The organism is uncultured Amnibacterium sp. (assembly GCF_964244015.1).
Lineage (GTDB): Bacteria > Actinomycetota > Actinomycetes > Actinomycetales > Microbacteriaceae > Amnibacterium.
In genome coordinates this window covers 1-10,927 of sequence record NZ_CAXTHO010000104.1, presented here as the reverse complement: position 1 = coordinate 10,927, position 10,927 = coordinate 1, and the positions used below count along the sequence as shown (strand labels likewise).

Here is a 10,927-nt window from a genome sequence, read left to right as displayed (position 1 = left end):
CGCGGCCGGCCGGGCTGCCGCCCGTGCGGTCCACGATCACCGTGTCCGTGCCCTCCAGCACCACGAGCTGGACCGGCTGGCCCGTCACATCGGAGAGGTCCTGCAAGTACGGATGCGAGACGTCCTCCGGCGAGACGTCCCGCGGGGCCAGCGACAGGAGCTCCTGCACGTGCGGGCCGATGCGGAACCGGCCGGAGGGCAGGCGCTCGAGGAGGCGCTCGTTGACCAGCTGGCCCGCGAGGCGATGGGTGGTCGTCAGCGGCAGCTCGGCGCGATCCGCGAGTTCCGTCAGGGAGAGCTCAGGGCCGTCGGCACCGGCGAACGCGTCGAGCACACCGACGGCGCGGCCGAGTACCGAGCGGTCGCGCTCATCCGTCTGGGGGTCCAGTGCCTGCTCCGATCTCCGCTGCTTGGGGGAGTCTAGGCAGACATCCCCATCGGAGGACAACTCGCCGTGGGAGGCACACCGGCAGGGTTTCCGGCGGTGCGTTACCGCGATGTTACACACCGGCGACCCCCATGCGGGGGCCACCGTGCTCCGCGCGCTCAGAGCGGGTTCACTCCGAAGGCCGTCGCGAGCTTCTCGATCTTCTGCGCCCGGCCGAGCCGCGGGAGGTCGCTGCCGTCGTTGATGACGCGGCCGCGGGCCTCGAAATCGGCGAGGAAGTCGCGCGCCCACGCGACGTCGGAGGGGGTCGGGCTGATGACCTCGTTGATCACGGGCAGCTGCCCGATGTCGAGGCAGAGCTTGCCGGTCATGCCGAGCGCGACGGTGGTCTGCGACTGCTCGCGCAGCACCGGGTGGCTCGATCCCACGGTGGGGCCGTCGATGGGGCCCGGCAGGTTGCCGACGCGGCTGGCGACGACGAGGCGGGAGCGCGGGTACGCCATGGCCAGGTCGTCGGCGCTGGTACCGGTGTCCCGGCGGTAGTCGCCGCTGCCGAACGCGAGGCGGAACGCGCCTCGTGCGCCGGCGATCGACACGGCGGCCTCGATGCCCACCGCGGACTCGATCAGCGGCAGCACGGGTACGGCGCCGCCGAGCCGGTCGAAGGTCTCGGTGACGTGCTCGGCCGCTTCCGTCTTCGCGAGCAGCACGCCGTCGAGTCCGTCGACGCCGGCCAGCAGGGCCATGTCGTCGGCCCAGAAGGGCGTCGAGCGGTCGTTGATGCGCACCCAGGCGCGGTTGCCGGAACCCAGCCAGTCGACCACCGCCGCGCGGGCGGCGTCCTTGTTCGCCGGATCGACCGCGTCCTCGACGTCGAGGATGATCTGATCCGCTCTGGAGGCGCGCGCGGTGTCGAACGACTCGGGGCGGCTGCCGTTGACCAGCAGCCAGGAGCGGGCGATCTCAGGCTCGACGATGCGGCGCTGACGCCCCGTTCCGGTCGTGCTCACGCGCTGCTCCGTTCCTCCGGCGGCCATGTCGCGGCCGTGGAGACCGTATCGGATGCGATCGGTCCGGCCCCGGGATCAGCGGCTGGCCGCCCGCGTCGGCGACCACGGGGATGCCTCCAGCAGGAACGTGGGCGACGGCGTACGGGCGACCGGTCCCGGCGTCCCGAGGGACACGTCGGAGCGGAAGGGCAGCTCGGTGACCGTGCCCGACCGCTCGTTCGCGATCAGCAGCCGGTCGCCGTCGATCGCGTGGTGCCGCGGCCAGGTCCCTCCTGTCGCCGCCGAGTCGACGGGCACGGGCACGCCGTCATCGCCGAGCCGGAGGAGGGCGATCCGGTCGCTGCCGCGCAGGCCGACGGTCAGGCGGGATCCGACGAGCGTCATCCCCGACGCCTGATCCCCCGGCGTCGGATCGATCGTCGTCGACACCGACGCCCGGATCCGCCGCGCGGCGACGTCGATCACGTGGATGCGGCTGTCGTGCTCGCCGAGCAGCAGCACGTCGCCGGAGGGGGTCGCGAGCAGGTCGCGGGGGCCGGACCCGGGCGGCGCGGGGATCGCGCCGTCGAACGCGAACCCGACCTCCGTCGGCCGGTAGACCAGCACCCGATCGGTGCCGAGGTCCGCGACGAGCAGCAGGCCGCCGACTTCCAGGCTGCTGTGCGCGTGCGGGCCGTCCTGTGCGGGATGCGGGCCGTTCGGCGCGGGTGTCGGGGCCGGCAGTGCGGTCCCGGCACCCGGAATCCCGTCCCCGTCGACCGGATGGGCGCTCACGACGCCGTCGACGTAGCAGGCGGCGAGCAGGAGGCGCCCGGCCTGCACGAGCGCCAGGTGGCAGGGCGCCGAGCCCGCCGCGGCCACCCGCGCGACGACGACTCCGTCCCCCTCCGCTGACGAGCGCAGGGCGACGACGGCGTCACCGCCCTCGTCCACGGCGTACAGCAGGTCCGCGTGATCGGGGGAGGCGAGGAGGAAGGAGGGGTCGGGCGTCTCCGCGGCCACCTCGGTCCCGATCGTGCCCGGCCGGATCCGCCGGACACCGCCGTGCTCACCGGGTCGCGTGTACCCGCCCACCAGGAAGTCGGCCATCCGCCCATCCTGGGCCATGCGGACCTCCGTTTTGTAGGAAGGTCCTGCCTACAAAACGGAGGATCGGGCCGGCCTACGCCCCCGTCGCCCCCTGCAGCTCGCCGCGGACGATCGAATCGGTCGAGTGGGCGGGGTCGCCGTCCGTCGGCTCCCGGCTGACGTCGATCACGCGGTACTGCTGCAGGTCGACGTCGGCGGGCAGCGGATAGCTGGCGTCCTCCTCATCGACCACCCCGAGGCTGACCAGCGCGGAGTCGTCGGGATCGAGCAGCCACAGCTCGCGGTAGTCGCGCCCGGTCGGCGGCGTGGTCAGCACGAGGTGCAGCACCTGCGTGCCGTCCGACTCGCGCTCGATCGTCGCGGTGCCCTGCGCCCCGCTCCAGCCGGGCAGCGCGGAGAGCCGAGCCCGCTCGAGCACCACCGGCCGCGTCACGCCGACCAGCACCGCGACGAGGACACCGACGGCGGCGAGGCCCGCGGCCGCTCCGCCGATGATCGCGGTACTGCGCCGGACGCGGCGCCGGGTCGGTGCGGCCCGTCCGGTGCCGAAGCCGGAGGGGAGCTCCCGCGGTGCCGCAGTCAGGCCGAGCTCGTCGTGGACGGCGCCCCACACCCGCGCGCCGGGACGCGCGAGCCGGGCGACATCGACCGTCTCCCGGCCGATCCGGACGGCGGCGCGCAGCTGCTCGAGCTCGGCCACGCAGGCCGGGCAGTCCCGCAGGTGCGCCTCCTGATCCGGCCCCGCGGTCTCGCCGAGCGCGAGCAGGCCGAGGTCCTCAGGATCGATGTGTGACACCGTGCACCACCTCCAGCCGCGATTTCATCCGGTACAGGCTCCGACGCAGGTGGCTCTTCACGGTGCCGAGGGGCAGCCCGAGCCGCTCCGAGATCTGGACGTGTGTCAGGTCGTCGTAGAACGCGAGGCGCACCACCTGCTGGGCGATGGGCTCGAGCCGGCTGATCTCGTCGGCGACGAGCAGGCGGTCGGCGAGATCGATCTCCTCCACGTCCCCGCGGTCCGCCTCCGCCGCGAGGCGCGCCTGCAGCTCCCGTGCCTTCGCCCTCGCCTCGTGCGCATCTGCGATGCGATGCCGCGTGATGCCGACCAGCCACGCCGACAGGCTGCCCTGGTCGGGGGCGAACCCGGCCCGGCCCTGCCACGCGGACACGAACGTGCGCTGCGTCACGTCCTCCGCATCGCGGACGTCGCCGAGGGACCGGAGGGCGAGGCTGTAGACGAGGGGGGACCACCGGGCGTAGACGGCCGCGAGCGCCTGCTCGTCACCGTCGTGGAACCGGCGTTCGAGCGCGAGCGCGTCGTCGTCGCCCGCCTCCGGCCGGAGGCCGCGCTCACGCATCCGCGCTCATCCGTCGCTCGCCTTCGCCGTGACGATGATGTTGTCACTGTAGGTCCGGGTGACGCGGTCGAAGGTGCCGCCGCAGGTGATCAGGACCAGGCGCGGCGACCCGCTCCGGTCGAACAGGCCGTCGGCGGGCAGCGCCGCCTTCTTCACGTGGCGCACCTCGTCCACCCGGTAGACGACCGTGCGGCGCTGGTCGTCGGTCACCCGGATCTCGGCGCCGCGCCGCAGATCCCGGAGGCGGACGAACGGTCCGAGCCCGTACCGGAGGGAGTCGACGTGCGCCGCGATGACCACGGAGCCCTGCTCCGAGCGGAGGTCCGGCCCGAAGCGGTACCAGCCGGCCCTCGCCGGGTTCTCGGGCAGCGCCATCTGCCCGTCGGCCTGCACGCCGACCGGGTCGACCGGCACGTCGATGTCGCGGGAGGCGATCCGGAGGCGCGTCAGCGCCACCGGCGTGCGGACGGGCGGTGCCGTCGCGGCCACCACGGGGATGTTCGGCACGGCCGCCGGCGTGCCGGATGCGGTGGCGGTCGGGGTCGCCTGGACCCGCGCCGGTGCGGCGGTCGTGCCGCAGCCGGCGAGCGCGACCACCATGAGGAGTGCGAGCACGAGCGCGCCTCCGGATCGGCGGCGCACGACTCCGGGGGTCGGCACGGGAAGCCGGCCCCCGGAGCGCACGTGCTCAGTGCCGGCGGGCACGCACCACGACGGCGGCCGATGCGGCTGCGGCGACGAACAGCGCGCCGATCGCGGTCCAGATCGCCGCGAACGGACCCGGCTCGGCGGCGAGGCCGGCGGAGCCGGAGTTCACGCCGCTCGGCGAGCCGTGCAGGCCGTCGATCGTCTGGGTGGCGAGCTGCAGGGTGTCGTCGTCCAGGCTGCCCCAGGCGTAGAGGATCGTGTTCACGCCCTCCTCGACCTGCACGTCCGCCGGCCCGATCAGCGGGTCGGTGGTCCCTGCGGCGGCGACCGAGGCGGAGACGGTGCCGGCCGCGAGGTCGAGCACCTGCTCGTTCGGGTTCTCGAGGCCCTCGACGACCGCGGTGCCACCCGCGAGCACGTCGACCGCGGGCGCCGCGGCCGTGTGCCGGACGGTGATGCGGCCTTCGCCGGCAGCGGTCGTCGAGACGTCGTTGGTGAACAGCGTGGCCGTCGGGTCGCCGCCCGACTCGAGGTGCGCGACGGCGGTGTAGTTGGCCCCCGCCGCGAGCTCGAGGTCGATCGGGCCGATCACCGGCGCGGAGTCGTCGGCCGCGTCCGCCGCCGTGATGGCGACGCTGTAGGTGCCGGCGGGGAGCTCCAGCGGTCCGGCGAGGTCGCCCGGCTGGAAGTCGTCGAGGGTGCGGTCGCCGTTCACGTACACGTCGACCGGCGTGTCCGGTACCGCATGCAGCACGGAGAGCAGGGCGGGGGATGCGGTGGCCGCGGTCGCGGGGGCCGCGGCGGCGAACGCGAGTCCGGCGGCGCCGACGAGGGCGATGCCGATCCGTGAGGTGGTGCGCATGGAGGTCTCCAGTTCCGGCACCACCTACGGGTCGGGGGCGCCCTTCACCTCCCACTTCCGGCGCGACCCCCGCCGCGGATGCGGCTGCACCTGGCAGTTCGCTGACCGTCGCCGATCCTCGGCGGCTGGCCGAGAGCGCCACCTCGCCGCCGGCGCGGCGGGCCGTCCTGCCACGATGGAGCCGTGGCGGACGTGTGGGTGCTCGGCTCGATGAACGTCGACGTGGTGGTGCGCGTGCCGCGGCATCCGTCGCCCGGTGAGACGCTGATCGGGGGAGACCCGGCGCTCGCGTTCGGCGGCAAGGGCGCGAACCAGGCCGTCGCGGCAGCGGTCGCCGGTGCGCACGTGCGGATGATCGGCGTGGTCGGCGACGACGCGGAGGGGACGGCGTACCGGGCGCGGCTCGCCGCGTTCGGTGTCGACGTGACCGGCGTCCGCACGGTTCCGGGGCCGACCGGTCGGGCGTTCATCGCGGTGTCGGGCGACGGCGAGAACACGATCATCGTGTCGCCCGGGGCGAACGCCGCCGTCGGCCGGCAGGACCTGGCAGCGCTCGCAGGGATCGCCGCCGGTGACGTGCTGCTGCTGCAGCTCGAGATCGGCCTCGACGTCGTCGCCGCAGCCGCACGACGGGCGGTGGAGGCGGGCGCTCGGGTGGTGCTGAACATCGCGCCGTACGCGGCCCTGCCCGCCGACGCGCTCGCGCTGGCGACGCCGGTGGTCGCGAACGAGACCGAGGCCGAGCTGCTGCGCGCAGCGGGCGGCGACCCGGGGGAGCTGCTGATCACGCGCGGCGACCGGGGCTCCTCCTGGGGCGTCGTCACCGTCCCGGCGGAGCATGCCGACCCGGTCATCGACACGACGGGCGCGGGCGACACCTACTGCGGCGCGCTCGCGGCGGCCCTGGCGGCCGGCGGCTCGCGCGAACCCGCGATGCGCGCAGCGGCGCTGGCAGCGGCCCGCTCGGTCGAGCACGCGGGCGCGCAGCCGGAACCCGTCTCCGAGTGACGACCCCGCCTGCACCGGCGGAGCGATGGTCACGGAATGACGGACAGGTCGCGCTCGGTCGCATCAGACCGGGGGGATCAGCGCCTCCCCGGCGTGGTGGAGGGGGTCCGCGGTATCGCCGGGGACATCGCTGCGGGCCGCCGCGATCGCCGCGGAGGAGCGCGGCAGGTCGAACGGCAGCCGTCCGCGGGGCGGGATCGCGCCGGTCAGCGCGTCGAGCAGCGCCGCGTCGGAGCAGCCGTACTCCGCGACCAGCGCGGTGGCGAGCGGCTCGAGCGGGGTGAGGATCGCGGGGCGGTCGAGCGTGATCGCCAGCACGACGGGGAGCTGCGTCGCGATCGATCGGACCCGCTCGATCGTCGCCGCCGGGAAGTCGAGCGTGCCCTGATGGAACATCGCCTCGAGGAAGTAGCGGTTCCTCGGCTCGAACGGTGCCGCGAGGCGGATCAGGGCGACGTCGGCCGCCGAGGCGTCGGTGACCGCGATCAGGCCGGCCGCCGCGACCGAGGCGGCGCTCGCGCCGATCGCCAGCACCCGGGTTCCCGGGCGAAGCGGCAGGACGGGACCGCGATCGGCGAGCACGGTGACCGACTCCGACTGGGCGCGTCGTCCTGCGGCCACGAACTCGGGTGCACCCAGCACCGTCTCGGCCTGCTGCTCGTCGACGTACGGGTCGTCGAACAGCCCCAGACGGAACTTCACGAGCAGCAGGCGGCGGACCGACTCGTCGAGCCGCGATTTGGACAGCCGTCCCGACCGGACGAGGTCCACGAGCATGCCGGGCAGCCGCTCGCCGCCGAACTGGTCGCACCCGGCGTCGAGGACGGCGAGCATGCGCTCCTCGGGGTTCGCGGCCTCCATCCCCCACGCGCGGGCCGGCAGGTCGAGGCCGCCCACGTGGAGGTCGCTGACCAGACCCCAATCGGTCACCACCACGCCGTCGTAGCCGAGCCGCTGCCGCAGCAGGCCGGTGATGATCGGCCGGTTGAAGCCGAACGCGACCTCGGGCACGGGCGCACCGTCGACGACGAGGCCGATCGGCTTGCCGTAGGAGGGCATGATCGCGACGACCCCGGCCGCGATCGCCGCCCGGAACGGCAGCAGATGCTGCTCGAACCGCGCGCCCGGGTACACCTGGTCGCTGCCGTAGGGGAAGTGGGGCTCCTCGCCGTCGGCCTGGGGGCCGCCGCCCGGGAAGTGCTTCACCGTCGCGGCGACCGCCCCCGGACCGACGCCGTCGCCGCGCAGGCCCTCGATCGCGGCGACCGTGTACCGCGCGACCGCCTCCGGGTCCTGACCGAATGTCTGCGCCTGCCGGCCCCAGCGCGGCTCGGACGCGACATCGGCCTGCGGGTGCAGTGCCGCGCGGATGCCGACCGCGGCGTACTCGCGCCGGACGATGTCCCCCTGGCGGCGGACGAGGTCGGGGTCGCCGATCGCCGACAGCCCGAGCGCCTCCGGCCACTGCGACATCGCCCCCGGTGCGAGCGCGACGCCGACGTTCTCGGTCGACTCGGCGGGCGCGACCGCGTGTCGGGGATCGGAGGAGAACGTGACGGGGATGCCGTGCGGCGTCGCCGCCGCGAGGTCCTGCATGGCGTTCTGCCAGCGGGCAGCCGCCGCGGGGGCCGGCATGTCGTGCACGTTGAAGTGGTTGATCAGCAGCCGGCTCGCGAGGTGCGCCGGTGCGACGCCATAGGGCCCGGCGTCGTCGAGCGCAGCCGCATCGCCGACGGCCAGCATGTCCTGGAAGAGCAGGCCGGCCTTCTCCTCGACGGTGAGCCGGGGGAGGAGGTCGTCCGCCCGCTCCTCCGGCGTCGCCCGCGGATCCTCGTACGGCGCCATCACGCCGTCGTGGTCGAGGTCGCGGAACTGGGTGCCGTCGGGTGCGGTCAGGCGGGCGCGGCCGACGACCGGCGATGTGGTGGTCATGGCGGTCCCGGATCTGCCGCGCCTCAGCGCGCTCCCTTGATGAACATCGTGCTCGTCGCGCCGAGCAGCACGACGACTGCGGCGACGCCGAACAGGACCGTGTAGTTGCTGGTGTCCGCCGAACCGATCCCGAGGATCAGCGGGGCGAGCGCGGGGGCGAGCGACTGCGGCAGCGCGTTCGCGATGTTGAAGACGCCGAGGTTCTTCGCCGCCTCCGTCTCCCGGTTCGGCAGCACGTCGGTCACGAGCGCGAGGTCGACGGCGAGGTAGGCGCCGAGCCCTGCACCGAACAGGATCGAGGCGAGGAACAGGACGTTCGGGTCCTGCGCCACCGCGAAGACGACGAGGCCGAGGCCGGCCAGCACCGTCGCGGCGATGACGAAGGCCTTCCGGCGGCCGGTGCGATCGGAGAGCCAGCCGCCGATCGCCGCCGCGGCGATCAGGGCGACGGTCTGCGCGATCGAGAGCCGCAGCTGCCAGGACAGCGCCGTCGGGGTGTCGAACCCGAACCGGCTGAGCAGGAAGAACACCTGGTACCCGTTGTAGGTGGCGAAGCCGAAGAACATGAGGAACCGTCCGGCGAACGCCCAGGCGAAGTCCGGGTGTCGCCTCGGGCTCACCCAGAAGCCCTTGACGAAGCCGCCGAGCGCGAACGGCGTGCGCTCGGCCTTCGACAGGCGGCGGTCCTTCAGGATCGCGACCAGCGCGAGCAGGCCGACGAGCCCGATCGCGGCCGGGATCACGATCATCCACGCCGGCGCGAAGCCGGCAGCCGCGAACCAGGCGGCGAGCGCGATGCCGACGAGCGGCGCGACGTTCTGGGCGGTGCCGAGCCAGCCGGACACCTTCGCGCGACGCGCCTCTTCGACCTGATCGGGGAGCAGCGCTTGCAGCGCTGCCTGTGCGCCGTTGAACGAGGCCTGCGCGATCGCCCAGCCCACGGCGACCATCCAGATCGTCGTCGACGCCGCGATGATGCCGAGTCCGATCGTGCCGCCGATGGCGCCGACGATCAGCCACGGTCGGCGCATCCCGAGCCGGCTGGTGGTGCGGTCCGAGAGCGCTCCGGCGATCGGGTTCGCGACGAATGCGGCGAACGCGCCGAAGCCGGCCACGATGCTGAGGTCCGTCGTGCGCGACGCCGCCGGCGAGACGGTGCTGATCTTCACGGCAAGGGTGGAGATCACCGGCGTGAGCAGAGCGACGTACATCGCGAAGTAGGCGAGCACGTACGCGACGACCACGCCGTTGCCGGCGGTGAACCGTGCTGTCGTTCCGGGTGCTGCACCGGACATCGTGCCGGTGGGTTCGGTCACGGCCATCTGGACTCCTCTGTCCTCGGATCCGGCCACGCTCAGCCGGAGACCAGAAGATCCTACGTCAAAACCAACCAAGCGGTAGGTTTTCAAGATGGGAATGTGGTGGGCGTCGGTCGAGGCCGGGTCATGACGGTCGCGGAGGAGCGCGGGTACGCCAAGGGCCGGGCCAAACGGGTCGAGATCATCGACCGCGCGACGGCGCTGTTCGGCGAGGGCGGCTACCGGGGCACCTCCCTCCGCGAGATCGCCGCCCGCTGCGGGATCTCCCACTCCGGCCTGCTGCACCATTTCCCGACCAAGCAGGCGCTGCTCACCGCCGTGCTCGAGCACCGCGACGAGCAGGACGTCGAGCGGTTCTTCCCGCCGGCCGTCCGCGGCGTCGACCAGCTCCGCCGCGTCGTCGCCCTCGCGGCGCACAACGAGTCGCGGCGCGGCATCGTCGACCTCTACGCCGTGCTCTCCGCGGAGGCGACGGTCGCCGACCATCCCGCGCACGACTACTTCGTCCGGCGCTACCGGTCCACCCTCGCCGCAATGACGGACGCCTACGAGCAGGCGCGGGCTCAGGGTGCCCTGCGCGACGGGGTCGAACCGACCATCGCGGCGCGGAAGCTGATCGCGGTGATGGACGGCCTCCAGCTGCAGTGGCTGCTCGACGGCGGCGCGACGCCGATGACGGAGGTCGTCCGGCAGCACCTGCAGGAGCAGCTCACGGTCCCGCTCTGATCCGCTCGCCGATCGGGCGACCGATGCGGTCGGCGCGGAGCACGTCGAGCGACGCGCGGCGGATGCGGCGCAGGGCGGTTCCGTGTGCCGTCCTGCTGCGTCAGACCGCGCGGATCTCCCGGAGCGTCAGCGCGGTCTGCAGCGCCGCGCTCGCCGCCTCCGCTCCCTTGTCCTCCTTCGAGCCCGCGAGGCCCGCGCGGTCGATGCCCTGCTGCTCGTCGTCGAGGGTGAGCACGCCGAAGCCGACCGGCTTGCCGGTGTCGAGCGCGACACGGGTCAGGCCGTCGGTCGTCGCGGTCGCCACGAAGTCGAAGTGCGGGGTGCCGCCGCGGATGATCACCCCGAGCGCGACCGCCGCGTCGGCACCCGCCTCCAGCGCCGCCTTCACGACGACCGGCAGCTCGAAGCTGCCGGGCACCGGGTACTCGACCACGGTCGCGCCCGCCGCCTGGAGCACGCGCCTGGCACCCTCCAGCAGCCCGTCCGCAATCACCGGGTGCCAGGTGCCGTGCACGATCGCGACGGTCAGCCGGGTCCCGTCGACCTGCTGCTCGTCCGGCTTGCCCTCGGTGCTCATCCCGCCCTCC

12 protein-coding genes are annotated in these 10,927 nt (G+C 73.8%); 2 read left to right on the top strand and 10 right to left on the bottom strand.

Annotation, left to right across the window (positions count from 1 at the left end):
• The 7 genes from ACFE67_RS11605 to ACFE67_RS11575 form a co-directional block, all read right to left on the bottom strand.
• Nucleotides 1-448: helix-turn-helix domain-containing protein (locus ACFE67_RS11605; protein ID WP_375407036.1), on the bottom strand; the 448-nt coding region annotated here is incomplete at its 3' end.
• 98 nt (nt 449-546) lie between these two features.
• Complete coding sequence (locus ACFE67_RS11600) at nt 547-1,398, bottom strand: HpcH/HpaI aldolase/citrate lyase family protein (protein ID WP_375407035.1); 852 nt, start codon at nt 1,396-1,398, stop codon at nt 547-549.
• 75 nt (nt 1,399-1,473) lie between these two features.
• The gene (locus ACFE67_RS11595) at nt 1,474-2,487 is read right to left on the bottom strand and encodes a lactonase family protein (protein WP_375407034.1); all 1,014 of its coding nucleotides are present in this window, start codon (nt 2,485-2,487) and stop codon (nt 1,474-1,476) included.
• A 73-nt stretch (nt 2,488-2,560) separates the two neighbouring features.
• Entirely contained in the window at nt 2,561-3,283 is a 723-nt protein-coding gene (locus ACFE67_RS11590) for an anti-sigma factor domain-containing protein (RefSeq protein ID WP_375407033.1), read from the bottom strand.
• On the bottom strand, nt 3,264-3,845 hold the full coding sequence (locus tag ACFE67_RS11585) for an RNA polymerase sigma factor (RefSeq protein WP_375407032.1): 582 nt from the start codon (nt 3,843-3,845) through the stop codon (nt 3,264-3,266). Before ACFE67_RS11585 ends, ACFE67_RS11590 begins: the two co-directional genes overlap by 20 nt.
• Nucleotides 3,846-3,851: 6 nt before the next feature.
• Nucleotides 3,852-4,460, bottom strand: a complete 609-nt coding sequence (locus ACFE67_RS11580; RefSeq protein ID WP_375407031.1) for a class F sortase — start codon at nt 4,458-4,460, stop codon at nt 3,852-3,854.
• Between the two features lie 73 nt (nt 4,461-4,533).
• Nucleotides 4,534-5,355, bottom strand: coding sequence for a DUF4397 domain-containing protein (locus tag ACFE67_RS11575; protein ID WP_375407030.1), 822 nt, complete (start codon nt 5,353-5,355; stop codon nt 4,534-4,536).
• Nucleotides 5,356-5,538: 183 nt separating this feature from the next.
• Between ACFE67_RS11575 and ACFE67_RS11570 the strand changes: the two genes are divergently transcribed.
• Nucleotides 5,539-6,363 carry a PfkB family carbohydrate kinase gene (locus ACFE67_RS11570; RefSeq protein ID WP_375407029.1) on the top strand — a complete coding sequence of 275 codons (825 nt, stop codon included), beginning with the start codon at nt 5,539-5,541 and terminating at the stop codon, nt 6,361-6,363.
• Nucleotides 6,364-6,426: 63 nt separating this feature from the next.
• Here ACFE67_RS11570 and ACFE67_RS11565 read toward each other — a convergent pair whose 3' ends face one another.
• Together ACFE67_RS11565 and ACFE67_RS11560 are read right to left on the bottom strand one after the other, a co-directional pair.
• Nucleotides 6,427-8,295: a glycoside hydrolase family 3 protein gene (locus ACFE67_RS11565; RefSeq protein ID WP_375407028.1), complete on the bottom strand. Its 1,869-nt coding sequence runs from the start codon at nt 8,293-8,295 to the stop codon at nt 6,427-6,429.
• Between the two features lie 23 nt (nt 8,296-8,318).
• A complete protein-coding gene (locus ACFE67_RS11560; protein ID WP_375407027.1) occupies nt 8,319-9,611 on the bottom strand; it encodes an MFS transporter in 1,293 nt (430 codons plus the stop codon).
• Nucleotides 9,612-9,740: 129 nt separating this feature from the next.
• Here ACFE67_RS11560 and ACFE67_RS11555 point away from each other — a divergent pair, with 129 nt between their 5' ends.
• A complete protein-coding gene (locus tag ACFE67_RS11555; protein ID WP_375407026.1) occupies nt 9,741-10,340 on the top strand; it encodes a TetR/AcrR family transcriptional regulator in 600 nt (199 codons plus the stop codon).
• 100 nt (nt 10,341-10,440) lie between these two features.
• On the opposite strand, the gene ribH is transcribed toward ACFE67_RS11555, so the two are convergent.
• Complete coding sequence (gene ribH, locus ACFE67_RS11550) at nt 10,441-10,917, bottom strand: 6,7-dimethyl-8-ribityllumazine synthase (protein ID WP_375407037.1); 477 nt, start codon at nt 10,915-10,917, stop codon at nt 10,441-10,443.
• Between the last annotated feature and the right edge of the window lie 10 nt (nt 10,918-10,927).